This is a genomic window from Streptomyces sp. NPDC058864 (assembly GCF_042742985.1).
GTDB lineage: Bacteria > Actinomycetota > Actinomycetes > Streptomycetales > Streptomycetaceae > Actinacidiphila.
On the sequence record NZ_JBHYMQ010000026.1, the window covers coordinates 60,744 to 86,492 of the forward strand.

28 protein-coding genes are annotated in these 25,749 nt (G+C 69.9%); 12 read left to right on the forward strand and 16 right to left on the reverse strand.

Annotation, left to right across the window (positions count from 1 at the left end):
- Positions 1-119 precede the first annotated feature (119 nt).
- A complete protein-coding gene (locus ACFW3D_RS21015; protein WP_500505761.1) occupies positions 120-383 on the forward strand; it encodes a hypothetical protein in 264 nt (87 codons plus the stop codon).
- 192 nt (positions 384-575) lie between these two features.
- Here ACFW3D_RS21015 and ACFW3D_RS21020 read toward each other — a convergent pair whose 3' ends face one another.
- On the reverse strand, positions 576-1,391 hold the full coding sequence (locus ACFW3D_RS21020; protein WP_500505808.1) for a class I SAM-dependent methyltransferase: 816 nt from the start codon (positions 1,389-1,391) through the stop codon (positions 576-578).
- Between the two features lie 189 nt (positions 1,392-1,580).
- The gene (locus ACFW3D_RS21025) at positions 1,581-2,378 is read right to left on the reverse strand and encodes an MBL fold metallo-hydrolase (RefSeq protein WP_500505762.1); all 798 of its coding nucleotides are present in this window, start codon (positions 2,376-2,378) and stop codon (positions 1,581-1,583) included.
- Positions 2,379-2,474: 96 nt separating this feature from the next.
- Between ACFW3D_RS21025 and ACFW3D_RS21030 the strand changes: the two genes are divergently transcribed.
- A complete protein-coding gene (locus ACFW3D_RS21030) occupies positions 2,475-3,083 on the forward strand; it encodes an ABATE domain-containing protein (RefSeq protein ID WP_500505763.1) in 609 nt (202 codons plus the stop codon).
- A gap of 55 nt (positions 3,084-3,138) precedes the next feature.
- Here ACFW3D_RS21030 and ACFW3D_RS21035 read toward each other — a convergent pair whose 3' ends face one another.
- The gene (locus tag ACFW3D_RS21035) at positions 3,139-3,798 is read right to left on the reverse strand and encodes a response regulator transcription factor (RefSeq protein ID WP_500505764.1); all 660 of its coding nucleotides are present in this window, start codon (positions 3,796-3,798) and stop codon (positions 3,139-3,141) included.
- The gene (locus ACFW3D_RS21040; protein ID WP_500505766.1) at positions 3,795-4,979 is read right to left on the reverse strand and encodes a sensor histidine kinase; all 1,185 of its coding nucleotides are present in this window, start codon (positions 4,977-4,979) and stop codon (positions 3,795-3,797) included. The genes ACFW3D_RS21035 and ACFW3D_RS21040 overlap by 4 nt, the downstream gene beginning before the upstream one ends.
- Positions 4,980-5,188: 209 nt before the next feature.
- Here ACFW3D_RS21040 and ACFW3D_RS21045 point away from each other — a divergent pair, with 209 nt between their 5' ends.
- On the forward strand, positions 5,189-5,788 hold the full coding sequence (locus ACFW3D_RS21045) for a DUF308 domain-containing protein (protein ID WP_500505767.1): 600 nt from the start codon (positions 5,189-5,191) through the stop codon (positions 5,786-5,788).
- Positions 5,789-6,063: 275 nt separating this feature from the next.
- Here ACFW3D_RS21045 and ACFW3D_RS21050 read toward each other — a convergent pair whose 3' ends face one another.
- A complete protein-coding gene (locus ACFW3D_RS21050; RefSeq protein ID WP_500505768.1) occupies positions 6,064-6,633 on the reverse strand; it encodes a hypothetical protein in 570 nt (189 codons plus the stop codon).
- A 225-nt stretch (positions 6,634-6,858) separates the two neighbouring features.
- On the opposite strand from ACFW3D_RS21050, the gene ACFW3D_RS21055 reads away from it, so the two are divergent.
- A complete protein-coding gene (locus ACFW3D_RS21055) occupies positions 6,859-7,260 on the forward strand; it encodes a hypothetical protein (RefSeq protein ID WP_500505770.1) in 402 nt (133 codons plus the stop codon).
- A gap of 329 nt (positions 7,261-7,589) precedes the next feature.
- Here ACFW3D_RS21055 and ACFW3D_RS21060 read toward each other — a convergent pair whose 3' ends face one another.
- The 3 genes from ACFW3D_RS21060 to ACFW3D_RS21070 all read right to left on the reverse strand — a co-directional run bounded on the left by ACFW3D_RS21060 (position 7,590) and on the right by ACFW3D_RS21070 (position 10,214).
- Positions 7,590-7,943: an ASCH domain-containing protein gene (locus ACFW3D_RS21060; RefSeq protein ID WP_500505771.1), complete on the reverse strand. Its 354-nt coding sequence runs from the start codon at positions 7,941-7,943 to the stop codon at positions 7,590-7,592.
- Between the two features lie 131 nt (positions 7,944-8,074).
- Entirely contained in the window at positions 8,075-9,253 is a 1,179-nt protein-coding gene (locus ACFW3D_RS21065) for an adenosylhomocysteinase (protein WP_500505772.1), read from the reverse strand.
- Positions 9,254-9,746: 493 nt separating this feature from the next.
- A complete protein-coding gene (locus tag ACFW3D_RS21070) occupies positions 9,747-10,214 on the reverse strand; it encodes a peptidoglycan-binding domain-containing protein (RefSeq protein ID WP_500505773.1) in 468 nt (155 codons plus the stop codon).
- Positions 10,215-10,910: 696 nt separating this feature from the next.
- Between ACFW3D_RS21070 and ACFW3D_RS21075 the strand changes: the two genes are divergently transcribed.
- Together ACFW3D_RS21075 and ACFW3D_RS21080 are read left to right on the forward strand one after the other, a co-directional pair.
- On the forward strand, positions 10,911-11,249 hold the full coding sequence (locus ACFW3D_RS21075; protein ID WP_500505774.1) for a YciI family protein: 339 nt from the start codon (positions 10,911-10,913) through the stop codon (positions 11,247-11,249).
- Between the two features lie 198 nt (positions 11,250-11,447).
- The gene (locus ACFW3D_RS21080) at positions 11,448-11,657 is read left to right on the forward strand and encodes a hypothetical protein (protein WP_500505776.1); all 210 of its coding nucleotides are present in this window, start codon (positions 11,448-11,450) and stop codon (positions 11,655-11,657) included.
- 119 nt (positions 11,658-11,776) lie between these two features.
- On the opposite strand, the gene ACFW3D_RS21085 is transcribed toward ACFW3D_RS21080, so the two are convergent.
- Positions 11,777-12,148, reverse strand: coding sequence for a fic family toxin-antitoxin system, toxin component (locus tag ACFW3D_RS21085; protein WP_500505777.1), 372 nt, complete (start codon positions 12,146-12,148; stop codon positions 11,777-11,779).
- Positions 12,132-12,350: a hypothetical protein gene (locus tag ACFW3D_RS21090; RefSeq protein WP_500505778.1), complete on the reverse strand. Its 219-nt coding sequence runs from the start codon at positions 12,348-12,350 to the stop codon at positions 12,132-12,134. The genes ACFW3D_RS21085 and ACFW3D_RS21090 overlap by 17 nt, the downstream gene beginning before the upstream one ends.
- Positions 12,351-12,962: 612 nt before the next feature.
- On the opposite strand from ACFW3D_RS21090, the gene ACFW3D_RS21095 reads away from it, so the two are divergent.
- Positions 12,963-13,616: a class I SAM-dependent methyltransferase gene (locus ACFW3D_RS21095; protein WP_500505779.1), complete on the forward strand. Its 654-nt coding sequence runs from the start codon at positions 12,963-12,965 to the stop codon at positions 13,614-13,616.
- Between the two features lie 520 nt (positions 13,617-14,136).
- On the opposite strand, the gene ACFW3D_RS21100 is transcribed toward ACFW3D_RS21095, so the two are convergent.
- A complete protein-coding gene (locus ACFW3D_RS21100; protein ID WP_500505780.1) occupies positions 14,137-14,817 on the reverse strand; it encodes a hypothetical protein in 681 nt (226 codons plus the stop codon).
- A 459-nt stretch (positions 14,818-15,276) separates the two neighbouring features.
- On the opposite strand from ACFW3D_RS21100, the gene ACFW3D_RS21105 reads away from it, so the two are divergent.
- On the forward strand, positions 15,277-16,032 hold the full coding sequence (locus ACFW3D_RS21105; protein ID WP_500505781.1) for an SDR family NAD(P)-dependent oxidoreductase: 756 nt from the start codon (positions 15,277-15,279) through the stop codon (positions 16,030-16,032).
- Between the two features lie 179 nt (positions 16,033-16,211).
- On the opposite strand, the gene ACFW3D_RS21110 is transcribed toward ACFW3D_RS21105, so the two are convergent.
- The 3 genes from ACFW3D_RS21110 to ACFW3D_RS21120 form a co-directional block, all read right to left on the reverse strand.
- A complete protein-coding gene (locus tag ACFW3D_RS21110; protein WP_500505782.1) occupies positions 16,212-16,628 on the reverse strand; it encodes a MerR family transcriptional regulator in 417 nt (138 codons plus the stop codon).
- A gap of 178 nt (positions 16,629-16,806) precedes the next feature.
- Positions 16,807-17,577 (reverse strand): SDR family NAD(P)-dependent oxidoreductase, encoded by a 771-nt coding sequence (locus ACFW3D_RS21115; protein WP_500505783.1) that lies wholly within the window; start codon positions 17,575-17,577, stop codon positions 16,807-16,809.
- Positions 17,578-17,772: 195 nt separating this feature from the next.
- Positions 17,773-18,378, reverse strand: coding sequence for a TetR/AcrR family transcriptional regulator (locus ACFW3D_RS21120; RefSeq protein WP_500505784.1), 606 nt, complete (start codon positions 18,376-18,378; stop codon positions 17,773-17,775).
- 323 nt (positions 18,379-18,701) lie between these two features.
- Between ACFW3D_RS21120 and ACFW3D_RS21125 the strand changes: the two genes are divergently transcribed.
- The 4 genes from ACFW3D_RS21125 to ACFW3D_RS21140 all read left to right on the forward strand — a co-directional run bounded on the left by ACFW3D_RS21125 (position 18,702) and on the right by ACFW3D_RS21140 (position 23,572).
- Positions 18,702-20,108, forward strand: a complete 1,407-nt coding sequence (locus tag ACFW3D_RS21125; RefSeq protein ID WP_500505785.1) for an amidase — start codon at positions 18,702-18,704, stop codon at positions 20,106-20,108.
- Between the two features lie 126 nt (positions 20,109-20,234).
- Entirely contained in the window at positions 20,235-21,098 is an 864-nt protein-coding gene (locus ACFW3D_RS21130; RefSeq protein ID WP_500505786.1) for an LLM class flavin-dependent oxidoreductase, read from the forward strand.
- Positions 21,099-21,266: 168 nt separating this feature from the next.
- Positions 21,267-22,076: an aminoglycoside phosphotransferase family protein gene (locus tag ACFW3D_RS21135; protein ID WP_500505787.1), complete on the forward strand. Its 810-nt coding sequence runs from the start codon at positions 21,267-21,269 to the stop codon at positions 22,074-22,076.
- A gap of 356 nt (positions 22,077-22,432) precedes the next feature.
- Entirely contained in the window at positions 22,433-23,572 is a 1,140-nt protein-coding gene (locus ACFW3D_RS21140; protein ID WP_500505788.1) for a transthyretin-like family protein, read from the forward strand.
- A gap of 341 nt (positions 23,573-23,913) precedes the next feature.
- On the opposite strand, the gene ACFW3D_RS21145 is transcribed toward ACFW3D_RS21140, so the two are convergent.
- Together ACFW3D_RS21145 and ACFW3D_RS21150 are read right to left on the reverse strand one after the other, a co-directional pair.
- The gene (locus ACFW3D_RS21145) at positions 23,914-24,321 is read right to left on the reverse strand and encodes a hypothetical protein (RefSeq protein WP_500505789.1); all 408 of its coding nucleotides are present in this window, start codon (positions 24,319-24,321) and stop codon (positions 23,914-23,916) included.
- 561 nt (positions 24,322-24,882) lie between these two features.
- Positions 24,883-25,419 (reverse strand): hypothetical protein, encoded by a 537-nt coding sequence (locus tag ACFW3D_RS21150; protein ID WP_500505790.1) that lies wholly within the window; start codon positions 25,417-25,419, stop codon positions 24,883-24,885.
- Positions 25,420-25,749 lie beyond the last annotated feature (330 nt).

The window sequence follows — 25,749 nt, forward strand, 5'->3', positions numbered from 1 at the left end:
GAAGGGGCGGAAGGTTGCTCGGCCGACCCTGCCTGCGCGGTGAGGTGCTTCCCGCGCGGGCGGGAGTGGCCCGGTGGCGGGCCGCGCGGTACAGTGCCGCCCTCGGGAGGGGACTGATCATGGAACGCCCGCGGAGAGACGACGGCTTCCTGGAGAAGCTGGACAGGCGGATGCCCTATGTGGGTCTCGCCACCGGGCTCTACCTCGCGGTTCAGGGCATCCGCTTGTACCTGCGTGGCAGCAGCGCGTTCTGGGCTCTCGGCGGTGCGGTCATCGTGGTGCTCGCAAGCTGGGACATCTACAAGCACCTGCGGACGCGCAGGGATCGCGCTGCGAGCGAGAGCACGGCACCACGACCCTCTCCGAGCACACCGGCCCAGTGAACTCTGACGCGGTCCACCGTGAGTGGGAACGTCTCCCGTCTGCCGACGGCGCCGCAACGACCGTCCTGACCTGGGGTCGCGGTTCCCGGTGTACGGGTCGGTTCACACCGGGACCGCGAACACCCCGCCGTGCGCCGGCCGTTCACACTCGCGACCGCGCCGCCGGGACCGTGCAGGCAACCGGGAGGCCTTCTACCTGCGGACCGCCGAGATCAGTCCCCCGGGCTGCTCCTCGCCCCGTGGCGGGGTACTGAGCGGGCGGCCATAGGCGGCAGCGCGTTCGCGCAGGGTGTGACTGCCGGCCTGCCAGCCGTGCCCGGCCAGCCAGCCCACCGGGTCGTCGGGCATCTCCGAGACCCACATGGACGCCGCCGATCCCGGCACGGCGTCCGCACCGAACCGCTCGATCACGCCGCGCGAGCCCAATGTCAGCCCCATCCGGCTGCCTGCCGCCGATTGCGCGCTGATCCGGGCCAGCAGCAGCTCCACCGCGTCCCCGGGCAGATAGATCAGCAGCCCTTCGGCGATCCACACGGTCGGCTCGGCCGGGTCGTGCCCAGCGGCAACCAGCGCGCCCGGCCAGTCGTCACGCAGATCCACCGCGACGGTGATCCGCTCGCAGCGTGCGACGGCCCGCTCCTGGCGCAGCACCGACGCCTTGAAGTCCAGTGGCGCGGCCGTGTCGACCTCGAACAGCCGGGTGCCCTCGGGCCAGTCCATCCGGAAGGCCCTGCTGTCCATGCCGGCGCCGAGCAGCACGACCTGCCGGACACCGGACGCGCAGGCCTGCCGCAGCAGGTCGTCGAGGAACTTCGTCCTGATGACGATGGAGAACGACACGGCAAGTCGGCGGCGTCGCGCCGCCTCGTCATCGGGCCGCGGCGGCGAGGAGGGCCACAGGCCTCCGGCGGTGGCGAACGCCCGTGCCAGTGGGTCGCGGAACAGCGCGTTCTCCCGCTCGGTCTCCAGCGCCCGCACCCGGGCCACTCCCACCGCCGTGGCCCACACTCCCGACGGCTGCACCCGCTCCGTCTCATCAGTCACCGCGCCAGCCTAAACGATCGATTCCAGGGGCCCTGAGGATTCGGTTGCCAGACCGCTGGAAGGGGTGGCCCGGGATGCCGTGCGTGAGGTTGTCGAGGATCGTGCGCAGCCACGGGCTGCGTACGGCCGGCACCCGGACCAAGGTGCGGCGGTTCAGGCTGAGGTGCGCTGCCTCCAGTCCTGGTCCAGGCGGTCGGCCAGGCCCGCTGCGGTGAAGGCGGCCTCCAGGTCCTCGCGGCCCTCGGTGAAGTGGGCCCAGCTGTCGTGGTGGACCGGGACGACGCGGCGGGCGTCGAGGATCCGGGCGGCCTCGGCGGCTTGCACGCTGTCCAGGACGATCAGGTTGCCGTCGAAAAGCATGGGAAAACGAGGTGCGCCGGCGAACAGGATGGCGGTGTCCACCGGGGCGAAGCGCCCGGCGATCTCCTCGACGGCGCCGAGGGAGGCGTTGTCGCCGCTGACGTAGACCGTCGGCAGGCCCTCTCCGGTCAGGACGAAGCCGACGACCTGGCCGGTGAAGGGCTCGACCTCCTCGCGCGCGCCGGGGCCGTGGATGGCGGGAACTGCGGTGACGGCGACAGTGCCGCCGCCCGGGCGCTCCAACTCGACCGTCTCCCAGTCGGCCAGGCCCCTGGCCTTCTGCCCGAGGCGCTCGCCGCCGCTTGGGGTGGTCAGGGTGAGGGGGACGTCGGCGAGCAGGGCGCGGCCGGAGGTGTCGAGATTGTCCGGGTGTTCGTCGTGAGAGAGCAGGACCACGTCGATGGGGCCGAGTTCGGCGGGGGCGCCGGTGGAGGGGGCGGTCTTGGTCAGGACGGGGCGGCCGGGCCGGCCGTAGTCGCCGGGGCCGTCGAACGTCGGGTCGGTCAAGAACCGCAGGCCGCCGTACTCGAACAAGGCGGTCGGACCGCCGTACGTGCGGACCGGGAACTGATCGGCATGGGGTTGGGACATCGCGTCTCCCTCGTTCCTCACGAAAAACTTCTGCGTTTAACGTGATACCAGGCTAGGCGGCCATCACGGAAAAAAGCAATCGCTACCATGAGAGGCATGGACGACACCCTGGCCACCGACACAGCGCGGACCGCCCTGCCCCCAGCTCCGGGTGCCGACCAGTACCGTTCCCTGGACTTCGCCAACACCGCCGCGACCCTGCCCGCCGGCCAGAGCTACGACCTGCTCGCCACCCCCGGATCCGCCATGCACTGGCTCGCGGCCCACAGCCTGACCACCCCGGACGTGCGGCTGTACGAGGTGTGCGCTCAGCGGATGCGCACACTGCGCGCGCACGTACGCACCCTCTTCACCGCCCATGTCGAGCACACCGCCCCGCCCGAAGACTCCCTGCGCGCGGTGAACGAGGCACTCACCGCCGTGCCCACGGCACCCCTCCTCGCCTGGGACGGGGCCGAGGGTCTGCGCCGCGTCCAGGCACACCCGATCGACCTGGCCGTCAACCACGCACTGGCGACCCTCGCCGCCGACGCCGCCGACCTGCTCACCGGTCCCGACGCCGGCATCCTCGCCTCCTGCGGCTCCGCCCCCTGCGACCGGTTCCTCATGCGCACCCATGGCCGGCGCCACTGGTGCTCCACCCGCTGCGGCGACCGCGTCCGCGCCGCCCGCGCCTACGCCCGGCGCAGCGGCGCCTCGCACTGACACGCCGCCCACGGCCCCGCTCCGCTCGCACGACGGACGGCTGACGCCACCCGGCTCAGGGGTAGAGGCCCGCCCGGAAGGCGAACGAGACGAGCTGCGCCCGATCACGTGCGCCGACCTTCGTCATGGCCCGCACCGCGTGCGTCTTCACGGTGAACGGCGACACGGACATCTGCGCCGCGATCTCGTCGTTTCCGAGGCCGCTCGCGATGAGCACGACCACGTCCCGCTCCCTGGGTGTCAGGGCGCCGAAGCGTCGCAGCAGCTCCCGGTCGATCACCGGGGGCGGGCTGTCGGTCATGTGGCCGATGAGCGCGGCCGTCGCGGCGGCCGACAGCGCCCCGCCACCGCCGACGACCTCGGTGATTCCGGCGACGAGTTCAGCGGGGCTCACGGTCTTGCTCAGGAAACCGTTGGCGCCCGCGCGCAGGGCGGCGAGAACGATGTCGTCCTGGTCGAAAGTGGTCAGCACGATCACGCGGGTCTTCTCTGGCGGATGCTCCGCGCGGATCCGGCGGGTGGCTTCGACACCGTCGATGCCGGGCATCCGGATGTCCATCAGGACCAGGTCGACGGGGTACTCCCGGAGGAAGGGGATGACCTGGAGCCCGTCGGAGAGATCACCCACGACGACGAGACCCGGGTCGAGCCGGAGCATCGTCCGGATCCCGGTCCTTATGTCGTCCTGGTCGTCGACGATCAGAATCCGCGTCATCGGACGACGGCTCCCAGGGGGCTGAACTCCGCGTGAACCCGGAATCGCCCGTCGTGACTGCCGATCGTGAGCCGCCCGCTGGACGACTCGACGCGTTCGCGCATCCCCACGAGTCCCAGTCCGCTGCCCGAGTCGGAGCCGCGGGGTGAGCGTCCGACGCGGTTCTCCACGGTGACGCAGATCCTGCCGTCGTGCTCGCGCACGTCCACCGTTGCCGTCCCCTCGCCATGACGGTAGGCGTTCGTGAGTGCTTCCTGAACGACCCGGTACACGGTCACGCCGACGCTGGGCTCCACGAAGCCGGCAGGGATGTCGATGGAGGGCCGGACCTCGAGGCCGATGCTCTCGAAAGAGGCGATGAGTCCTTCCAGGCCGCTGAGCGCCGGGGTCGGCCGGAGCGCCTCGTCGCCGGAGACATCGTCCCCCAGGCGGAGGAGCGCGAGGATGCGCTGGGTCTCGACGACGACGGTGCGGGCGCTGGACCTGGCCGAGACGAGGGCCTGCCGGGAGGACTCGGCGTCTTCGGGCAGCCCGATTTCCGCCGCACCCAGATGCAGGCTCAGCATCGCGACCTGGTGGCCGATGACGTCATGGAGGTCTCGGGCGATGCGGAGTCGTTCTTCGGTCACTCGCCTGGTGGCTTCGATCTCGCGGGTGGCGATGGCGCTTTCGGCCCGTTCCTCCAGGGTCCACCAATGGTCCCGATGGATGCGGAGCGCCGCCCCTGACGCACCTCCCGCCACAGCCGAGAAGACGGCGGCGGCTCCCACGACCGCGCCGCCGCGGAATCCCCCGACTGTCATGAACGCTCCCAGGAAGAACGCCGCCACGATGCCGGTTCCGGCCAGTGGCTGCTTTCCCCTGAGGGTGACCGAGAACAGTACGAGCACCGCCATCATCCACACCGACAGGGGGTCGTGGCCCACCGCCGTCACGGCGAAGGACGCGGCGCTCGTCACGACCAGTCCCGCCCACGGCTTCCACCACGAGAGGGTGACACCGCCGCCGGCGAGGAGCACGGAGAGGGCAGTCGGCCAGTCCGAACCTCTGAGGATCACTGCCACGATCTGTCCGGTGAACACCAGCGCGGCCAGCGCGTAGGCGACACGGTGCAGCACCTCGGGGCGGCGGACCCACAGCGATGCCGCAAGCCCGACCTGACTGTTCTGGGCCTTGACCATGAGCCGATTCTCGTTCATGCGTGCGGCGGCCGTGTACTTCGAATGATGTAGATCGCGAGTGCGCTCCGGTCGATCGGGACGGCGGAACGCAGGCCCTCGAAGCGAATGGCAGAACTACTTCGTTCGAAGTACACGGCCCTTCCCGAGGCCGCTGAGACTCGTCACCGAGGCGACCGCCTCACACCGTCACCATCACAACGGGACACCCGATGACTCAGACCACCGTAAGCTCGACGACTCCGACCACGGCCACGACGACGCCTTCCGGGCTCCGAACGCTCCACCTGATCCGAGTCGTCTTCTCCCTGATCTGGGTGGCACTCGTCTTCACGACCTCCGCCTCGCTCGTGTCGACGGACAGGCCGACAGTGATCGCGGCCGTACTGCTCATCGTCTACCCCCTGTGGGACGCCATCGCCACACTCCTCGAGCGTCGCCTGGCCGGCACCGGCCCCACGAACCGCGTCAGTACCGTCAACATGGGTCTGGGCCTCGCCACCACCGCCGGAATGATCATCGCTGCGTTCTCCACCGTCGGGACGGCCCTTCTCGTGTTCGGCGTCTGGGCCCTCCTTTCCGGAGCCGTCCAGCTCGTCGTGGCGATCCGACGCCGGCGCACCGTCGGCGCCCAGTGGCCCATGGTCATCAGCGGTGGACAGTCCGTACTCGCCGGCGCCACCATCGCCGCCACGTCCGCCTCGGCGACGAGCAGCCTGTCCACCGTCGCCGGATACTCGGCCTTCGGTGCCTTCTGGTTCCTGGTGTCCGTCATCGCCCTGAGCATCCGCAGCCGACGCGATAAGCGTTGATCGCCGCCGTCGCGCCACCGCCTCTCCCGGAGGCGGTTGCGACCGCCCGAGGAGGGACATGGCCATCGGCACCCGCGGAACTCGCCGCCGAGCCCGTGGACTGCAAGGCGGGTCACGTCGCAATCCGGCTTCGGGGCGCTGGGGTGCCATGGCCGCGTATGACCTCGCGAATGGGAACCGCGCTGCGGGGTGCCGGAACGAGGCCGCGGCCTCGCCGCTCGTGTCGATCGGGGCGGTACGGACCCCCGCGCTCCCCGGTTCCCTCTGCCAAGCCCTCAGATGTCCGCGCCGTCGGCGGCCGGCAGGAGTGCGGCCAATTCGACGTCGTCCGGGCGGTGCGCCGCCTCGGCCGCCTTACGCAGAATGGCGCGGTCGACCTTGTCCGCGTCGGCGATCAGACGAATCACCACACCGTTGTCGGGCACCGCGTACTCGTGGCTGTCACCTGCCTTGCGGTACCAGGCGTCGCCGTCGTGCTCACAGGCGACCCGCTTGTCCGACACCTCACCCAGCGGCTGCTTGGGACAGCTCTCCGCTGTCAGCGTGCCTCGACCCACGAAGAGGCCGAACTTGGTGGGGCCCTTGTCGGACCGATACGCGGCGACGAACTCGCCTTCGTACTCGCCGACCGACTGCCGGAACACGGTGTAGCCGGAGACCTTGGTGACATAGACGAGTTCCGGCGCGACGCCCCACGCCCGCGCCGCGGCGTCGAGGTCGGCGCTGCCGGCGGCCGTCCCGCCGTTCTTGTCCGCGTCGCACCCTGTGAGGAGAACCGGCAGCAGAAGTAGGGGGAGCAGCGCACGCGCGGGTCGCATCATGCGCACAGCATGGCGCATGGACATGCCACAGGCGCAACCGGAAACCGGCGCCGACTCGGGCAACCGGACATTCACGGGGCGCCGTGCGCATCCGATCGCAGTCCGCGGTTTTTCCGTCATGACTCAATCAATATCCACCGAAGCCTGACGGAAGTTGACACAACGCCAGCTCTCATACCATATCCGCCGAGGCGGCGAGTAGGCTGCTCGCTGATTCGAGGGGGTTCCATTCGATCCGAGGAGACTCCCATGAGCAGGTACAGCAACGGCGCCCGGCGCGCGGCGGGATTCGTCACCGCATTCGCCACGGCCGTCGCGATCGCCTCCATCACCCCGGCCCGGGCTTCCACCGCGCAACTGTATGTGTGGTTCGACGGCTGGGGTGGCGGAACCGTCACCAGTCAGCCGGCCGGGATCAACTGCCACACGACGGCATGGGACCCGTACGCCACCAAGGAGCCGCAGCCGAACCCGAGCGGCACGTGCGCCGCGAGCTTCGAGGTCGGAACGACGGTCACCTTCACCGCCACACCCGACACGGGGTCGCACATCAACTTCGCGCCCGACCCGAATCCCGTCACCGTAGTGAACGGCTACAACTTCACGTGGGCGATGTTCTGTCCGGACGAGGGCCTCTGCAACTCGTACTAGGAGTCATGGCTCCCGATCAGTGACTGAGTTGGCGCCTGGGCTGTTTGCTCTCCTGCCGTGACTGACGGCGAGTTGAGCTGCTGTCGCGCCAGACCATCCAGCGGGCCCCGGGCGGGGCCTCACAACGGTGGAACGCCGTGCCAGGGGCCCGCCCGACAGCTAGATACGCCCCCAGCACCGGCACGACTGCCTCCGTGCCCACCGGCAGCCGGTCGATCCGGTCCCCCGTGCGCGACGGCGCGGCGAGCTGCGGAATGCCGTGAGCGGGCCACGGCGTAGCGCTGCGGGGGCCCGGTTGCCTCTGCGGCTGTCACAGTGCGGCCGGGCTCTCACCGCGCGAGCAGCTCCATCTCGATCGCCAGAGCGCCGAGCGCTTCCTTCTCCGGCGGGTAAATGGCTCTGATGGCGGCCAGTTGCTCATCTCGCGACACGGTCGGATTGACGTTCGCCGCACCTTCACCGTCGAGCAGCGCCTCGAAGTCCGCATAAGCGGTGACCCGCTTGACGAGGACTTCGCACGTCTCGTCGGTTCCCTTGATGCGGAACCGGATCACCTCGCCGGCGACGAGGTCGGCGAGATGCGGGTGTCGAACGCGGACCTCGATGGACTTGCGGCCGGCAGCAACCAGGTCAAAGTACCGACGGTAGAGGTTGAGTTCGCGAACTCGATTGGCGCCGTTCATCGGGTGGGCATACTCCTGGTGGCTGGTGCGGACGTCGCGACCTCGCGGCTCTGCCGGCCGCCTCGCGGCGGCCGCGCGCTGTCGTCATCCGACAGGACTCGCCGAGCCGACCCCTCGGTCAGCGTGGTCGGTCAGGCACTCAACAAGGCCACCAGGTCGGTGGCCACCTGGCGGTCGATCGGCGCCGGCACAGCCTGGACTCCCGGGATCAGCCGGTTCTCCGCCGCTGCGGCAAGAGCCGCAAGGCTCCTGGCCTGGAGAGTGAGTCCGAGGTCCATGGCCTGGATGGGGTTCCCCTTGGCGGCCGTCAGGTTGATCATCTTGGTGTCGGCCAGCACGATGACCTCCCTCCCGTCGTCCAGACGGTGAACGGCCCGTTCCTGGCCGCTGGCTCCCGAGCGCTCGACGGTGAGCGTACGCCCGGACAACGCCTCGGTGTCCAGTTCCCAGGGCATGTGTCCGACGCCGGCGATCACCGTGCCGTCCGCGAGAGCGTCCAGCTCTGCTTCGCCGATGACATCGGGGTGTCCGGTGGCGAGGAACAGCAACTGCGTCTGGGGCAGGAGATCGCACAGCGCTCCCGTTGCATGCCCTGCCATGAGGGCTTCGAGCGCGCGGTACGGGTCGATGTCGGCCACCGAGACACGGGCGCCGAGCTTGGCGAGGGTATCGGCCACCCCCTTGCCGCACGGCCCGTAGCCGACGACGGTCGCACGCGCTCCGGGGACCATGAGGTTGGTGGCGTTCATGAAGCCCTGCACCACGCTCTGCCCGACACCGTACTCGTTTTCGACCAGCAGTTTGAGCCGACTGTCGTTGATGACGATCACCGGGAAGTCGGGCTGGACGTCCCAGGAGCGGATGCGCAGTCCGCCGGTGGTTGTTTCCTCCGTCGCCCCCACAAGGGAGGGGAGACCGCCTCGTGCGAGGACGCCTTCTATCAGGTCGCCTCCGTTGTCGAGGATCAGGTCGGGCTCCGCATCCAGAACGCGGGCGATGTTGTCGCGATGCTGCTCCAGGGTGTCCGAGCGGTGGCCGACGACGTGCACGCCCGCGTCGCGCAGGGCAGCGGCGGTGGCTTCCTGGGTCGTGCCCGGGGAACCGGTGAGCGTGACACGAGCGCCTGCCCGGGCCAAGTGGGACACGAGCACGGCGGTCTTGGGTTCGATGTGGAGACAGATGCCGATCCGCCGTCCGGCGAAGGCGCTTGCGTGGGTCTCCATGGTTGCCGCGAGCAGCGGCATGTGACGGGCGGCCCACCGGGTGTCGTCGTGGGAAATCGCGAAGGGCGCAGCGGAGAACTGGGACATGACAGGTTCCTTGGCTGTGAGGAGAGCGTTGGTGCGTGCACGCGGTGCACGAAGTCGCACGGATGCGAACCAACGCTTCAGCCGTAGAACTCACTGCGGTAGGAGTGGTCGCCGAAGATGCACAGGCGGCGGCTTCTTCCGATCATGCTCATCGGGGCCTCCCTCCCGTGGAAACGGTCACTGCAGCTCTCAGGCGACGAAATCAGATCGCACGTTACACGTATAACGTCGGAACGCCAACAGTTTCTCGCGTACACACCTCGCCCGGCGTGCACCCACCGATCGACCTCGCGGGTCGCGGCGGTCCGGGGGGACGCGGCCCGGGCGCGCTGCGAAGGGAGGGCGACCGTCCGGTCCCGTGCCGGGCCAGGGCAGAGCGGGATTCCGTCCAGGCCGGTTCCCCCAGGTCGTCGCGGACTGTGCACACACCCCGGCCGGGGACCCCGGGCCCGCATGGCCCGGGGTCCCCTGCCGCGTGGCGCTTGTCAGTGGATCAGACGTTGGCCACGCACCAGTTGGCGAACGTCGCGAACGCCGCCTGGGTCCCCGACCCGGCAACGCCGTCGATGGCGCCGGTGTAGCCCCAGCCGTTGGTCTTCAAGAAGCGCTGCAACGCCGATACCGTGCCACCCCCCACCACTCCGTCGATGGCACCGGTGTAGCCCCAGTACGTCTTCAGGTGGCGCTGGAAGGCCTTCCAGCTCTCCGGACCCAGCTCACCGTCGATGCCGCCGGTGTAGCCCCAGTACGCCTTCAGCCAGCGCTGGACACCCTTGGCCTGCGTGGTGTTCAGGCCGAGGTTCACCACCGCGAGCGGCGCCACCACGGCCGTGGCCGCCGGCTGCGTCGTAGCCGGGCCTGATGCGGCTAAGCTCGCGCTCGCACCCGCCAGGCTCCCGGCCGCGATCCCCACCACAGCCGTGACACTGACCAGCGACCTTGCCAGAACGTTCCCTCGCATGCGTTCCTCCCTTGAAAAGGCAGACAAAGACCGGCACCACCCCGGGACCTCACACCGAGTTCTCCCGGTCCTGCAGATGGCACTCGTGCGGATCGCGCTACTTCGAATCGCTGCCACGGAGCCCCGAAACGCGCCGGCCCAGCCCGGACCTCACGCAAGGCAGGGAGCCCCCTCTCAACCCACTGGCGTGCACGAGAACAATCACACGCCCACCACCCCAAAGCACATCGAGGACAACACAACTGCCCGAAAAGCGGGGTCACTTGGCCAGAACCGGGAGCGCTCACACCCTTGGGGCGTCAGGTCCGGACGGCACACCGCACGGAGCACGGCAACCATCGGCCGCGGGGGGCTCCCCCGGCCGGCGCGCCTCGGCGCCCACGGGCGAGGAAGCGGAAGAACCGGGTCATGGCGCCGATGCAGCCGCGGCGTGCGACCGCGTCCGGCCGGCTCACCTGACCGACCTCGGTGGGGATCGCTTGGCCGCCTCGCGGGCGGATCGGGGTCGGCGAGCCCACGTTGTCGGCATGGCGCCGGCGTCCTTCCGCCTCCGGAATCCCGAGGGAGAAGCCAGACCGTGCCCCGTGGCCTCACCCACCAGGAAACCCTCATCTGGATGCTCCGACACCATTCACCGTTCTGAAAGGGGGCGTTCGTCATAGGGTCGGTGGCGACCAACAGCCCAGGGAGCCATCTGTGACGCGGTACCTGATCTCGTTCGACGACGGCGCGATGACCTTCCCCGCGGAGGAGTTGCCCGAGGTGGCCAAGGCCTCGCACGAGGTGGTGCGCAAGGCTCAGGAGGCCGGTGTGTGGGTCTTCGGCGGCGGATTGCAGAGGCAGCAGGCGAGCGTCGTGGCCACCGACGGAACCGTCACCAACGGCCCGTACCCGGAGACCAAGGCAGTGCTCGGCGGCTTCTCGATCATCGACGTACCCTCACGTGAGGACGCGCTGGACTGGGCTGCCGAGATCGCTGCCGCATGCCGCTGCGCGCAAGAGGTCCGGGAGATCATGCCCGACCCGCCCGCCTGACCTAAGACGCCCCGCCACGGCCGGGGACTGGTCCAGAAGCGGCATGCGGTCTGAGGGATCGGCGTACCGTGAGCCAGCGACAACTGGGTTGCGCGGCGCGATCTGACGGACGAGGCGTAGGCGGTTCCGGGGCAGACCGCAGGCCGCCCGCCGTTATGGCGGTTGCCGACGAGGCACCGGTCGACTTTGATCGCTGCCATGACAGATGGCGCCTCCGTCGACGTTGCCGACGAACAGATCCTCGCCCGAAAGATCATCCTCGGCCACAAGGCGCTGATGAACCACCTCGGTTGCTCGCTTCAAGAGGCCATCCACATCTACGCAGCCCGGTACGAGGTTCTGCGCGTACAGCGTCCGGAAGACTTCGTGTGCAGCGGTGACGAGTACTGGGACGGCTTCTACTCGTGAGGGTTGCCGACACCGGTGAGTTCCGTGCGGGGATGCTCGCCGGCCTCGGTCACCCGTGTTGCCGACAAGAGCCAGAGGACCCCGGCCCTCTCAGGGGCGCGGTCCTTCTCGGCACTGCGTCAGGCGGGCCAGGCCCGTAGCAACGCCGCCACGCTCTGCACCGTGCACGCCTCGTCGCGCAGCTCGTCGACCAGGGCCCGCACCTCGTCCCAGGTCGGCTTCACCTGGCGGCCGGCGGCCTGCAGGTACGCCACGGTCACCGCCACGGCAACCGTCATGTTCGACCGCTCCAGCCACTGGAGGCGCCCGAGCGAGTGGGCCAGCGCGGCCGCACGAGCCACCGGCCCGTCGTAGACGTCCCGGTCGAACAACTGGGCCTTGTGCCGCTCCACCGCCGACAGAGGGACGCCGAAGTCGTCCGGGGCCGGATCGTCCTCTCCCGCCCGACTCGCAACGCTCAGGATCCAGCCGAGGTCAACGGCGAGGTTCACGCACGCGCTCCTCGATGAGGTCCCCGAACTCCTCGATCACGTTCGCCGCGGAGGCGAGGAACGCCTTCCGGACGGGATCGGTGTCGGACTTCACCAGGTGCTCGATGTACTCCTGGAGGGACATGTGCCGGTTGCCCGCCGCCTGGCGGGCCGCCTCCACCGTCTCCTCGTCCAGCCGGACGTTCAGCTGCGTCTTGGCCATGCAGCGATGCTAGCTCTCGCTAGCCATGATCGGTAGTGCTTCTCCCAGGGTTCAGGTGTCCACCCCCGCGCCAGACCGCCTGCCGCCCACCCGCCACGTCGCCGGTTGCCCGGTCCCGGGAGGCGCCGGACCCTGACTCGCCTGCCACGCGGGGGGCGCTTCTCCTGGCCGACCCTTCGACGCGCTCTGCAGCCGGCCAGGGCGCATGCTGGATCTCGCGGGCCCGTCGCGCCTTCCGCCCAGAAGCGGCGGGCCCGCTCACGGTCCGCGGATGAAGCGGATCGCGTCCGGGTTCCATCGTGCGCCGGTGGACAACAGGGAAGCCGTCTTCCACCAGGAGTGTCACCTTCACCTGCACGGCGCGCCCCCGTCCCGGTACGGATCTTGTGCAGGACGACGCCGTTTGCCGCGCCAGTGGGCCCGCCCGGCAGCATCGAGGGCCGTTCACGTGACCGAACGGGCAGCTTGCGGACCGGGCCCCGAGCCGGATGCCTCAAGCGACCGCGTGATCTGCCGCAGCCGCCGCTCAGCTGCCTCACGGCGGTGGATGTCGCGCAGGTCAACTCAAGGTCGCGACACGGCATGTCAGTGCTCTGGTCTAGGGTCGCCCGCATGGCCGAGCCCTCCTTTCTGACCGCCGTCCGCGAGTCGTACGACACGGTCGCCGTCGATTACGTCGAGCGCGTCCCGCCTCCGGCCGCGTTGGACCCGCTGTCACGCGCGATGCTGGCGGGGTTCGCCGAACTCGTGCGGACGGCTGCTCTGGGGCCGGTCGCGGACCTGGGATGCGGCCCCGGCCGCGTGACGGCGTACCTGGCCGGTCTCGGGGTGTCCGCCTTCGGTGTCGATCTTTCACCGAAGATGATCGGGCTGGCCCGGCACGCCTATCCGAACCTGCTGTTCACCGAGGGCTCGATGACCGCGCTGGAGACGGGGGACGACGAACTCGGCGGCATCCTGGCCTGGTACTCCACCCACCACACGCCCCCGCAGTGGCTGCCGGCGGTGTTCGCCGAGTTCCACCGCACGCTCGCGCCCGGCGGCTATCTGCTCTGGGGAGACTATGTCGGCGATGAACGGCTGCAGCCGAGCCAGGGCTACGGCCGCCCGGTGTCCTACGAGTCGTACCTCCTGCCCCTGAACCGCGTGGCCGACCTGCTGGAGCAGGCCGGACTCGTCGTCACCGCGAGGCTGGAGCAGGAGCCTGGCGGACGGGTGAACAGACCGCACGCCTGCCTGCTGGCCCGCAAGCCCGAAGAGCCCTGACGGGGCCTGTTCCTGCGGCAAGGCCGCTCGCTGTCGGAGGTCGTGTTGAGCCGGCCATTGCTCGTCAGCAAGAACTGCCGGTAGCTCGGTGGCAGTTCGGTGCGCAGGCGGTCCTCAAGCGCGCAGACCCCCTCGACGCCCGCACCCGCCCGGCCCAACCAACGGGCCCGGCGCACCTCCTCGGAGAGCGGCGCGGCCCGTTCCTGTTCGTGCAACACCGGATCGAGCAACTCATCGCTCCAACAGGCAGCAACTCCCGCCACGCGTAGGGCTGCCCATCGTGTCGGCCTCGTATGTCGCTCACAGCGGAAGGCCGGAGGCGGCGACGCCAGACCTCGCACGGTCATCCTTGCGCAGGTGGGCTGACAGCCGCTCTGGCCTTCGTTCCCAGCCAGACGCACGGTGCCGCGGTGCTACGACCCGGCTTCAAGGCAGGCCCCCAGGGGTCAGGATCACGGGGAGGCGGACCCGCTGTCCTGGGAATCCCCATGCGGGTGACCTGCGCTCGCCGTCGGACCTGCTATTGCTCCAGGCACGGATCACCGATCTCCGGCTTCCGCCGCTCGCCCTCGGGGGTGAAGGTCAACGATGCCCCGAACGAGCCCACGCCGAAACGCACTGCGAGGAGCAGCGGTTGCTCATGCTCGGGCGACCACGATGCGGCTCCTGCTGCGCTGCCGTTCCACAGGTGGAAGGCCACCATCGGCTGCTGCGGATCATCCGTGAGGTAAGCAAGCGTCTTCCCGTACAGCGGGTTGTTCCCTCCGAACAGCACGGAGGGAGCGCCGAACTCCGCCGTCACGTCAGCCCATGTACGGTCCACGGCCGCCCACTGCCGGACACGGCCCGTGAGGGCCCCGTACGCCTCCCCCGTGAGCACGTGGTCAGGCTGGAGCCAGCCGCGTCGATGCGCGAACTCCGCGTACACCGAGGCGATCACTTCGCCGTCCACCTGCGTGGGGAACAGGTCCCGGAGAGCTCCCGCGATACCGGTGGAGGTCCCGAACCCCCGCTCTTCCCAGTCCCGCTGCTCCTGAGCCCACGCCTCAGGCCGGCGCTCCACGAACAGCAGGTGATCAATCATGATCCGAAGAGCTGTCTCGCCCCCGTACATCCCGGGCCGGCGAAGGGCGAGGTTGAGCTGATCAACCAGGTGGGTGTGGATCTCTTCGGCGGCGGCGAGCGCGGTGGGAAAGGTCACCCGCACAGTCTTCCGCATGAGGGACGCCACGGACCGCACACCTGGCCGGCTGCCAAGGCAGTCCTCTCGGCAACGGGATCCCGGGCGCGTACGCCCGGTCCGGCCCATGCAGCTTCCCGACGCCGAAGAACGCCCTCCCGCAGGCGAGACGTACAGCGTCGCCGTTGGCAAGGGCCGCGACTGCACCTGGGCCGCCGCGCCGGCCTCCTCTGTCGCGGTGCGGTGACCGGACGACGTGAGCGTGCCGGCGCCCGGGTGGCGTGCACCTGATGCCGTGGCCCATGCTGCCGACGATGACTGGCTGGCGCGGTTCCGGTGAGACCCGGCCGTCGCCGAGGTCCGGGACGCAAGCGCGAGTGATGCACGTCATGGCCTCCGGGCTTGACGTTCACACTAATGTCAACCTTTAGCTTCGGTCAGTAGCTGAAAGCCAACTGAACGGCGCAAGGAGACATTGCCATGTCCAAGACACTGACAGGACGGACGGCGCTCGTGACCGGAGGGTCGCGGGGCATCGGTGCGGGAATCGCCCGTGAACTGGCACGTGAGGGCGCAAACGTTGTCATCACCTACCGGAAGTCGCGCGAGCAGGCGGAAGACGTCGTCGCCGACCTGGTCGCTCTCGGGGTGAAGGCACATGCCGTACAGGCGGATCAGTCCGACCCCCACGAGGCGTCGACCGCCGTCGAACAGGCCGCCGAGTTCCTGGGCGGCCGGATCGACGTGCTGGTGAACTCCGCCGGAGTGGCCGTCATGGGCACCGTCGACCAGTTGGACCTGGACCTCCTCGAAGGGGTCCAGCAGATGATGGCCACCAATGTGATGGGCACCGTCGTCACCACGCATTCGGCATCGCGCTATCTGCCCGACGGCGGGCGCGTCATCCTGGTGGGAAGCATCGTCGCCCACCGCATTCCCGCCCCTGGCGTCGCCGAATACGCGGCGAGCAAGGCGGCGATCGACCAGCTCGGCCGCGGGTGGGCGCGTGACTTCGGCCCGCGCGGCATCACCGTCAACGTCATCCAGCCCGGGGCGACCGACACGGACATGAACCCCGCGGACGGCCCGAACGCCGCCCCGCAGGTGGCCATGACCCCTCTCGGGCGCATGGGCACCACCGAGGACATCGCCAAGGCCGTCATCTTCCTCGCCGGTGAGAACGCCGCCTACATCACGGGCGCACGGTTGACCGTCGACGGCGGACTCAGCATCTGACGCGGAAGCCGCGTCCCTGACGCACGGGGCTCCGGACCCGGCACGACAGCCGACGGAACCGGAGCCCCCGCGACCGGGCGAATTCGTCCGTTGCGGCGTCCTCCGGCCCGCGTCCGCCTCATCGTCATCGACAGCGCTTTACGGCACGTGGGCGCCGCGCCGTCCGGGTCCCGCCGCTGTCACTCCGCGACCAGGACCAGGACTCCGTCCGCGGTCGTGGGCACGGTGGCCGTGGCGTCCTCCTGGAAGCGCAGGTATGCCTCGATCGCGCGCTGGTTGCGCTGCAGCACGTCGATGCGCCGTTTGATGCTGCCGAGTTGGCGTCGCAGACCGTCCAGGTCCTGTGCGTCCGCGCACTCACGGGTGTGCGCGTCGCCCTCGGCGGACTCCAGACAGGGCAGGACCTCGCGGATCATCTCCGTCGTCAGACCGACTTCGAGGAGTTCGCGGATCTGCAGCACACGGTCGATGGCCGGCTCGCCGTACGTTCGGTATCCGTTGGGGCTCCGAAACGGCGTCAGGATGCCGACCTCTTCGTAGTAGCGAAGCAGCCTCGGCGCGACACCGGTCTTCGCGGCCAGTTCTCCGATCTTCACGCTGCACTCCCCTTCCCGGGCGTCGCGCAGACGGTACGCCTCGTCGTCGCGCAGGCGGCCGATCTTGCCGCCGGCCGCTAAACCTTCACATTACTGGAAAGGTTTGGCGTTTTCCATGACGCTCGGACGGCCCCTGGTACGGGCCTTCGTCGAGTGCCCGCGGTGGGGCCGGGCGCGGTTACCAGTCCAGGGGGGCGGCGAGGAAGGGCGTGTCGTCGGGTGCGGCCTTGCGTGCGCTCAGTATGGTCTTCGCGCCTTCGCCGACGGGGATGCGGAAGGGGGCCTTGTCGCCTTCGGCGATCGTCGCCGCCACGACGTCGGCGACTTCTTGGACCGAGACGGGTGCCGCGCGGAACGGGCCGAGTTTGTCCAGCAGCGGGCGGTAGGGGCTGCTGTCGTCGAGGTGGACCTCGGCGCGCTCGGCGCCCCCGGAGGTCACCGCGGGCGGCTGCACGACGTGCACGGACACACCGAAGCGGCCGGCCTCGATGGCGAGGGCCTCGGCCAGGGCCTCCAGGGCGTGCTTGGTCGCGCCGTAGGCACCGATCAGCGGGATCACAAGGCGGCCCTGGATGCTGGACATGAAGATCAGCTGCCCTGTCCCTCGCCGGCGCATCTGGGGCAGGACGCCCTGCGCGACGCGCAGGGCTCCGAAGGTGTTGAGCTGGAACAGGTCACCCAGGGCGGCGAGCGGGATCGTCTCGATCGGGGCTCGCACGGTCGTTCCGGCGTTGCTGAGCAGGACATCTACGCGACCGGCCTCGGCCAGCGCCCGGTCGACCGAGGCCTGGTCGGTGACGTCGAGTCGCAACTTCTGCGCCACCGGCAGGTCGTCGAGCATGGACACGTCGCGAGCCGTTGCGATGACCTCGTGACCTTGTTCGTGCAGCACTGTCGCGGTGCCCTTACCGATGCCCCGGGACGCCCCGGTGATGAGTATGCGAGCCATGAGTGGAACCCCTCTTTTCACTGGCAGCGGGCCCGTGGCGGGCAGCATGCAACGAAAGGCATCGCCGATCGACTGCGGCGGACGGTCCACGCGATGAACCAAGTGCTATGTAGGTCAACATACATAGTTCACTGACGTCAAGGACGCGGCGGCCGGCCCGCGGGGCGGCGGGCCGGGCCGCACGTCGGACCGGCTTCAGGCGCGGGTGCGGCCGTCGCGCTTCGGAGACACACTCGCGGCGTGGCCGACCAGTACGGTGCGCACCGACTCGTACGGACCGGGACTGCGCAGCGCGCGGGAGGTGATCATCGCTCCCTGGACACCCGCGAGCACGGCGTCGGCGAGCGTCCTCGCCGGGGCGCGCTCCACGCCGAAGGCGACGAAGTGGAAGGCCAGCCTGTCGGTCATTTCCGAGAAGGCACGGCGGCCCGTTTCGGCGATCTCGACCGAGTCCCGCGTGGCACCTTCGATGATCAGCGGAGCGACGGCACAGCCTCGCCCGTAGTCACTGGCGATCATGCCGTCGCGGCTCAGTTCGACGTAGAGCTCGATCAGCCGACCTGGGGAGGTGGCCTGCCCGGCGGCCCGGTCGATGATCTCGACCTGCTCGAAGGCGTGGGCTTCGGCGGCTTCGATCGCCAGCTGCGTCTTGCCGCCGGGGAAGTGGAAGTAGACCGATCCGCGGGACGTGCCGCTGAGTTCGAGCACGTCGGAAAAGGCCGTCGCGTTGTAGCCGCGCTGCCGGATCAGCTGCTTGGCGGCCTGCACCATTTTCTGCTTGGCGTCCGTTCGCCGTCCCATCCTGCACCCACTCCACGTAGCATGTATGCTGACCTACATAGTATCTGCACCGGGGCGGTGAACCCAAGAGCACAGCCACCTCGATCGAGGAGGCGCTCCTCGTGCCGTTCGTTGAATTTTCACCGCGCCCTGGCCGGCCTGCCGGGCCTGATCGCGAAGAGGCATGGCGGCCCCGGCCGACCCGACCGCGCCATGGCGGTCACCGCCAGGCCCTGCACGCCTGACGTGCCACTACTGCCTGTGGCTCACCGAGCCCCGGCAACACGACCAACAGGAGACCGGTCCGAACAGGTGGAGCAGACCGGTCGAGGACAGGATTCATCATGACCACCGATCTCATTCACACCGACGCGACCGAACTCGCCGAGCTGATCCGTACCGGGAAGGTCTCCTCCGTCGAGGTGGTACAGGCGCACCTCGACCGCATCGAAGCCACGAATCCGAGGATCAACGCCATCGTCACGCTCGCCGACGGCGCGCTGAAGGCCGCGAGGGCGGCGGACGAGGAGCTCGCGGCGGGCGAGGACGTGGGGCCTCTTCACGGCGTGCCCTTCACGGCCAAGGACTCGTTCGACACCGCCGGAGTGCTCACCCAGCGCGGTTCGCCGATCTTCGCGGGGCGCATCCCGGACACCGACGCCACCGCGGTGGCGCGCATGAAGCGGGCCGGTGCGATCCTCCTGGCGAAGACCAACCTCCCGGAATTCTCGTACTGGGTCGAGTCCGACAACCTCCTGACCGGCAGGACGAACAACCCCTGGGACCTGAGTCACTCGCCCGGCGGTTCGAGCGGCGGGGAGTCCGCGGCGATCGCGGCGGGGATGTCGCCGCTCGGACTCGCGAGCGACCTGTCCATCTCGGTGCGCGGTCCGGCGGCCGACACCGGCGTCACGGCGCTCAAGCCGACCCACGGACGCATCCCGATGACGGGCGTCTGGCCGCGGGCACCGCGCCGCAACTGGCACGTCGGGCCCATGGCCCGCAGCGTCCGCGACCTCGCACTGGCCTACTCGTTGCTGGCCGGCCCCGACGGCGCCGACGGCTACTCCACCACCCCGCGCGAGTTCGACACCGGCCTGGGCGCCTCCCCCGGCCGGCCCGTGCGCGTCGGCTGGCTGGTCGACTCCGGACTCGGTCCGACCGACGCGGAGGTCGCGGCAACCGTGCGGGCGGCCGCCGACGCCCTGCGGACAACGGGGGCCCGGGTCGACGCGGTGGACATCCCCGCTCTCGAGCGGGACAACCCCCTCGAACTCTGGACCAAGATGAACGTCATGGAAGTGAAGCCGGCCTTCCGCCAGGTCACCGCGGGCCACGAGGACCAGATGTTCACCTACTCCAAGACCCTGGCCGCCATGCCGGACACGTCCGTGGAGGACTACGTCCGCGCCGAACAGGGCATCGAGCGGCTCAGGGACGGCTTCGCGGAGTACTTCCACCAGTACGACGTCCTGCTGCTCCCGGTGACCACGATCCCGGCGCACGAGCACCAGCTCGGGCAGTTCACCATCGACGGCCGAACCGTCGACGCCTTCCACGTGTCGTCGACGACCGTCCCGTTCAATCTGACGGGACATCCGGCCCTGGCGATGCGATTCGGCACGAGCAGCGACGGCATGCCGATCGGAGTGCAACTGGCGGCCAACTCGCACGCGGAGTCCACGATCCTGCACATCGCCTCGCTGCTGGAGACCCTGAGTCCGGTCCGCGACCAGCACCCCGCGCTCTGACAACCGGGCAACGAATCCCGCTGCGACGCGCGGGAGCCCGACCGCAGGGGTCCCGCGGCCCGCACTGAAGCCGCCCGGCTCCGAATGCGATTGCCGCGCCGGCGGTCGGCTCGGCATCCTGCTGGGATGCGCTTCTCGGTCAACATCCCCAACTTCGGCGACTTCGCCGACCCCCGCAACGTCGCGACCGTGGCGGTCGCCGCCGAACAGGCGGGCTGGGACGGGCTCTTCGTCTGGGACCACGTACTGCACCGGCGGCATCAGGGCCGTCCCTTCGGGGACCCCTGGATGCTCCTGACCGCCGCATCGCTCGCGACCTCCCGGATCCGGCTGGGCACCCTGCTGACGCCGGTTCCTCGTTACCGTCCCCAGCAACTGGCCCGCCAGGTGGCCACCCTGGATCACCTCAGTGGCGGCCGGGTGATCTTCGCCGCGGGCCTGGGCGGTCCGATCGAGGACGAATACGCCAGCTTCGGCGACGCCGCCGAGCCGCGCCTCCTCGCCGAACGCCTCGACGAGGGGCTGGAAGTACTGAGGACCTTCTGGTCCGGGGAGCCGGTGAACCACCACGGCCGGCACTACGAGGTCCGGGACGTGACGCTGCTGCCCGCCACGGTGCAGCAGCCCGGTCCGCCGGTGTGGATCGGCGGGTTCTGGCCGCGCCGGGCCCCCATGCGGCGAGCAGCCCGATGGGACGGTGCGGTGCCGCTGTTCGAGACGGCCCGGCATGGACATGTGCCGGATGCCGCAGAGGTACGGGAGTTGATCGGCTACGTACGCAAACACCGGACTGCCGACCTCGAGCGCCCCTTCGAGTTCGTGCTCGGCGGTGCCACGTCCCCGGACGCGGCGAAGGCCAAGGACGTGATCGGTCCGCTGTACGACGCCGGCGCCACCTGGTGGGACGAGCGGCAGGTCCAGGGCGGTCCGGACCTCGACAGCCTTCCTGCGGTGCTGCGCCGCATCGAAGCGGGGCCGCCGGTCGTCTAGCACGAGCGCACCGGCGCGCTCGTCCCCGAAGACGCCCGGCCGGGTGGAACGGGCCTCTGAGTGCGCATGGCGGACGTGCGCCCAGGGTGGCTCCCGGCGCGACGGTTCCGCAGCGTGCTCACGGTGCCCGTCCGTGGGTGTGCCACGCACATCCCGCACAATGAGGTCGTGATCGACGTTCCCGCGGATTTCGCGGCCGCCGCAGTGACCCGTGCCGGCCGGAGCGGAAAGGACTGGGTCGACTCCCTGCCCGCTCTGGTGGAGAGCCTCTGCGCACGGTGGGGCTTGTCGGTGGACGGCACGCCGCTCCACGGTCACCTGGGCCTGGTCGTCCCGGTGCGGCGTGGCGATGAGCCCTGCGCGCTCAAGGTGTCGTGGCAGGACGCCACGACCCTGCATGAGGCTGCGGCTCTTGCCGCCTGGAACGGCCACGGGACCGTGCTGTTGCTGGACCACGAGCCGGCCGCCGGAGCGATGCTGCTGGAACGACTCGACGCGAGCCGCACCCTCTCCGCCATCGACATCCACAAGGCGGTCTCCGCCGCCGGGCTCCTGCTACGACGACTGTCGGTTCCGGCCCCGCAGGGCTTCACCTCCTTGCGGGACGTCGCCGCCGCGCACCCCGGCCGCCTGCACCTTCAGTGGGAGCAGCTCGGACGTCCCTTCCCCAGGCGACTGATCGATGCGGCAGCCGGCCTTGCCACCGAGTACGGCCCCGCAACAGCGCGGCACCTGGTCAACGGTGACCTGCACTACGAGAACGTACTGGCGGGCGCGCGCGAGCCGTGGCTGGCCATCGACCCCAAGCCGCTCACCGGCGATCCCGAGTACGCGGTGGCGCCACTGATCTGGCGGCGATTCCCGGACATGAGCGGGGCTGCCGGCATCCGGGGCCGGCTTGCCGCCCTCATCGAGACGGCTGAACTCGACGGGGACCGGGCAGAGGCCTGGACGCTGGTGCGCACGGTGGACTACTGACTGTGGGCCCTGGGAATCGGCCTGACCGAGGATCCGCAGATGTGCCGGGCCGTTGCGCAGGCTCTCCACCCGACCTTGCGCTGATCGGTCTCGGTGAGGGTGACGTCCAGGTCCGGCTCGGCCAACCGTTCCGGCACCCGCCGCAGGGGCGGCTCCCGCCGACCACAGGCATCCCCGGTGGTCTGTACTGCAGGCGGCGTACAGGAGTCCTCCTGTCGAACAGAGCATGTGCAAGTGGCTTTACCGCAATCCGGTACAACCACGAGCAGTGCTCCAGGGGTCCAATCTGCACCGGGACAACCGGTGGCACGGCAGCTCTCGTCGTGCCAACCCGACCATGATTCCTTGGAGTTCACGTGCGCTCACGCCCGGCGGCGGGCCGCTCGACCGCGACGGCACTGTTCGCCCTTCTCATAATCGGCGCCTCGGCGCCCGCCCACGCGGCACCGACCGCGCCCGCCACATCCTCCCCGCCCACGACGCCCGCCACGTCCAGCACGTCCAGCACGGCGCCCACCACCTCCTCGCCCACCAGAGCGCCGGCCGCCGCCTCCTACCGGCTCACCCTGTCCGCCACGCCCGACCACACCGACTTCGGCCGGCGCAAGGTCGATCTCTCCGGCACCCTGACGCGGGCGGACGGCTCGCCCGTGACGGATGCCTCGGTCTCCGTCGGGCAGGGAGTGATGTACGCGACCTGGAACCCGTGGGGCGACCCCATCAACCCTGTCGAGAGCGAAAGTCGCAGCCTCGGCACCCTGCACACGGACCAGAACGGGCGATTCACGCTCGACGACGTCGCGGCGGACCGCTGGACGGACAAGAACAGCGTCCTGCTCTCCCCGCTCGACCAGGTGCAGTTCTACGCCACCTACGATCCGGCGGAAGACCCCTCGGACCACGACGTGGTCTACGCCGACACCACGGTCAGCACCTCGCCCGTCGCCAGCACGCTGACCTACAAGGTCAACAAGAACACGGTGCGCGTCGGCGACACCCTCACGGTCACGGGCAAGGTGAGCTGGCCGGCCGGGCACGGGCCGATCGCCGGCACCCGGGTGTTCCTGCGCACCTACTACGAGAACCAGTACAACGCCCAGACGACCACGGACGGCCAGGGCAACTTCACCGTGAGCGCCAAGATCAGGTCGTACGACCGGGAGTTCGTGATCTTCTCGGCCCCCCGCGACTACTACATCAGCGGTGCGGAACACAGACTGCCGGTGAAGGCGGGCACCGGCGGCGGCACACCGACGCCCACGCACACCCCCACCGCCACGGCCGGGCCCACCCACTCCCCGACGCCGCGGCCATCGGCGACGGACTCGGCGACCACCACCCCGGCTCCCACGGACCCGTCGGGCGGCTCCTCCGACGGTGACCTGGCCGGCACCGGGACCGAGGCCGGGCTCGCCACCGGACTCGCCCTGCTTCTCCTGGGCTCCGGCGTGGGCCTGACCTGGTGGAAGCGGCGCAAGAACCAGGCGCATGCCTGACCCCGCCCACGTGGGCGGACCGGCCTGTCGCGCGACTCGGGGCCACTGTCCGGGCACCACTCGGGGGCCCCGAAGTCACGGGGGGTGACTGACCGGTCATCGGCTGCGGGCAGCGGAGGGCTCACAGACGTACGGTCGGCGCCCGCCAGGTACGGGGCCCCCGGCCGGCGCCGACCGGAATACGGGTGCCGTTCGGGTGAGACGAGCCGCCGGCCACCAGGGCCGGCCAACTCGCGCTCGTCGATGTCGGCGAGGGCGAGGGTTGGCGCACCGTCCCGTAGGAAGACCTGCCACGCAGTTGGCGCACCGTCCCGCCACCCGAAAAGCAGGGACGTGGGCATTCAGCAGTTGTCGTCCACGAGTTCGCGGAAGGCGTCCCGGCTCATCGCGCGACCGTCGGCCCAGACCTGGCCGGGGTCCAGGGATTCGAGGTCATCGGCGGTGAAGTACACATGGCCGTCGTACGTGTTCCCGTTGCTGCCGCGAGGGCCCGTGAACGTCAGGGCGTACGTGCGGCCCTTCAGCAGTTCCTGCGTCCCAGTGGTTTCCACGCGCCAGGAGGACGGTGGGGAGAACAGGGGGAAGGTTGTCCGGCCGATACGCGCCGACGACCACATGTGCCAGCCGCTGTCGGCAGCCTCGCCCGCTCCTGCCGGGGTGCTGACGGCGCCGCTCGACACCTCCTCCTCCCAACTGCTCAGCCACACATTCGAGGCGTGGTCCCCGCCGCACGGCTGCACCCTCCCCACGGGGTCACCTTGCGACCCCAACCACACCGCCACAAGCGGCAGGTCGGCAGGAGTGCACCCGCTCAGCAGCCCGAGCCCGAACACCACTCCCACAATGCCCGCTCTGCTCCGCCTCATGTCCGGCCCCTCCCCCGAGCGTTCCCCACATGCGACCGTCGACAGCTTCCCACCCGTCAATGGCCTTTGGCGACGATCGCCGCCACCGCGTTGGGCGGCAGCCGCCGCCGAAGTCGCGAGCCTCGACGCCCTCGGCACTCTCGGGGCGGGCTCCGCCGCCGACGGGGCCCGGCGCCGGACGCCGCAGTGTCGTCCTACCGCTCGGGTTGGTCCGGCGCAGGTCCGGACAGGGCGCGCTCCGTCGTTCGGCCGCAGAGACAGCGCGAGCCGTTCCGCCGTGTCCTCGACGAGCACCGTGTCAGGGCCGGTCCAGCTCTCGAACCGACCGCCGATGGCCTGGTCGACCAGCTCCTGCGCGGCGTCGGGTGCGACTCCCCAGCGGCTGAGGAGATGAGCACCTGCCGACAGTGCCCACGGCGGGGCCACGAAGTGGAACGCGGGGCGTTACACCTCGCTCCGGGTGACAGCGACCACCACGACCGTCGGCCGGTCGGGGATCACCGCGCCCTCAGCCTCGTCGTGCGCCGTGTAGACGCCGTCCTGTGAAGCGCCGTACCGGAGAACGTCGGTCCGCACATCAAGCAACGCGTTGTATCCCAGGGGTCCGGTCAGCCGGATGACGGCATGGATCCTGGCCGGTGCGGAGTGGGTGTTGACGACCCTGACGCCGACCCAGAAGGCGTCGCCGGTTTCCTTGAGCACGGGCTCACGCACGATGACACCGCCCTTGGAGGCAGCGGTCGCCGCCTCGGGGGTTCCGTCGTCCGCTTCCGGGCCGCTGCTCCCCGGTTCGGCTTCGGGCTGTGACGGGCTCGCGTGGCCCGTCCCCGCGTCAGGCGGGGACGACGGCGTCGCGCGAGCCGCTGACGACCCGCCCTCCGACGCGCCGCATCCGGCCGCAAGAGCGGTCACGGCCACGACCGCGAGTGCCAAGCCGGTACAACGGCCGGCATGGCGAGACACAGCGCTGTCGAAGTCCAACGTGATCCCCCTCGGTTACGGAAAGCCGCCTTCGGCCGGTGGTCACCGGCCGGAACGCGTGCTGAAGCTGCCCGGGCCAATGCCACGGCGGGACGTACCAGGCGAGGGCAGTCCGTTGTTGCCCCCGGGTACCGGGAGCCCCGACCACCTTGATCGCCGATGCGAGAGTACGGGAACGCTTGTTCCCGCCGAAAGGGCATGATCGCGTCGCGCGAGCATCGGCCGGTTTTCGCCGATCAGTCACCGAAAGACGAATCCCCACACGGTCGGAAAGTCGCGCCGGCCGCCATCGGCACACGACGCCGGCTGCCGAGGCCATGATAATGTGCG

Excerpts from the sequence above, each read along its gene's own strand:
- ACFW3D_RS21055 (WP_500505770.1), top strand. The coding sequence starts at position 6,859 with ATGAGCAGGTACAGCAACGGCGCCCGGCGCGCGGCGGGATTCGTCACC.
- ACFW3D_RS21015 (WP_500505761.1), top strand. The coding sequence starts at position 120 with ATGGAACGCCCGCGGAGAGACGACGGCTTCCTGGAGAAGCTGGACAGG.
- ACFW3D_RS21105 (WP_500505781.1), top strand. The coding sequence starts at position 15,277 with ATGTCCAAGACACTGACAGGACGGACGGCGCTCGTGACCGGAGGGTCG.
- ACFW3D_RS21030 (WP_500505763.1), top strand. The coding sequence starts at position 2,475 with ATGGACGACACCCTGGCCACCGACACAGCGCGGACCGCCCTGCCCCCA.
- ACFW3D_RS21040 (WP_500505766.1), bottom strand. The coding sequence starts at position 4,979 with ATGGTCAAGGCCCAGAACAGTCAGGTCGGGCTTGCGGCATCGCTGTGG.
- ACFW3D_RS21095 (WP_500505779.1), top strand. The coding sequence starts at position 12,963 with ATGGCCGAGCCCTCCTTTCTGACCGCCGTCCGCGAGTCGTACGACACG.
- ACFW3D_RS21070 (WP_500505773.1), bottom strand. The coding sequence starts at position 10,214 with ATGCGAGGGAACGTTCTGGCAAGGTCGCTGGTCAGTGTCACGGCTGTG.
- ACFW3D_RS21060 (WP_500505771.1), bottom strand. The coding sequence starts at position 7,943 with ATGAACGGCGCCAATCGAGTTCGCGAACTCAACCTCTACCGTCGGTAC.
- ACFW3D_RS21035 (WP_500505764.1), bottom strand. The coding sequence starts at position 3,798 with ATGACGCGGATTCTGATCGTCGACGACCAGGACGACATAAGGACCGGG.
- ACFW3D_RS21065 (WP_500505772.1), bottom strand. The coding sequence starts at position 9,253 with ATGTCCCAGTTCTCCGCTGCGCCCTTCGCGATTTCCCACGACGACACC.
- ACFW3D_RS21090 (WP_500505778.1), bottom strand. The coding sequence starts at position 12,350 with ATGGCCAAGACGCAGCTGAACGTCCGGCTGGACGAGGAGACGGTGGAG.
- ACFW3D_RS21045 (WP_500505767.1), top strand. The coding sequence starts at position 5,189 with ATGACTCAGACCACCGTAAGCTCGACGACTCCGACCACGGCCACGACG.
- ACFW3D_RS21120 (WP_500505784.1), bottom strand. The coding sequence starts at position 18,378 with ATGGGACGGCGAACGGACGCCAAGCAGAAAATGGTGCAGGCCGCCAAG.
- ACFW3D_RS21080 (WP_500505776.1), top strand. The coding sequence starts at position 11,448 with ATGACAGATGGCGCCTCCGTCGACGTTGCCGACGAACAGATCCTCGCC.
- ACFW3D_RS21050 (WP_500505768.1), bottom strand. The coding sequence starts at position 6,633 with ATGTCCATGCGCCATGCTGTGCGCATGATGCGACCCGCGCGTGCGCTG.
- ACFW3D_RS21115 (WP_500505783.1), bottom strand. The coding sequence starts at position 17,577 with ATGGCTCGCATACTCATCACCGGGGCGTCCCGGGGCATCGGTAAGGGC.
- ACFW3D_RS21025 (WP_500505762.1), bottom strand. The coding sequence starts at position 2,378 with ATGTCCCAACCCCATGCCGATCAGTTCCCGGTCCGCACGTACGGCGGT.
- ACFW3D_RS21125 (WP_500505785.1), top strand. The coding sequence starts at position 18,702 with ATGACCACCGATCTCATTCACACCGACGCGACCGAACTCGCCGAGCTG.
- ACFW3D_RS21130 (WP_500505786.1), top strand. The coding sequence starts at position 20,235 with ATGCGCTTCTCGGTCAACATCCCCAACTTCGGCGACTTCGCCGACCCC.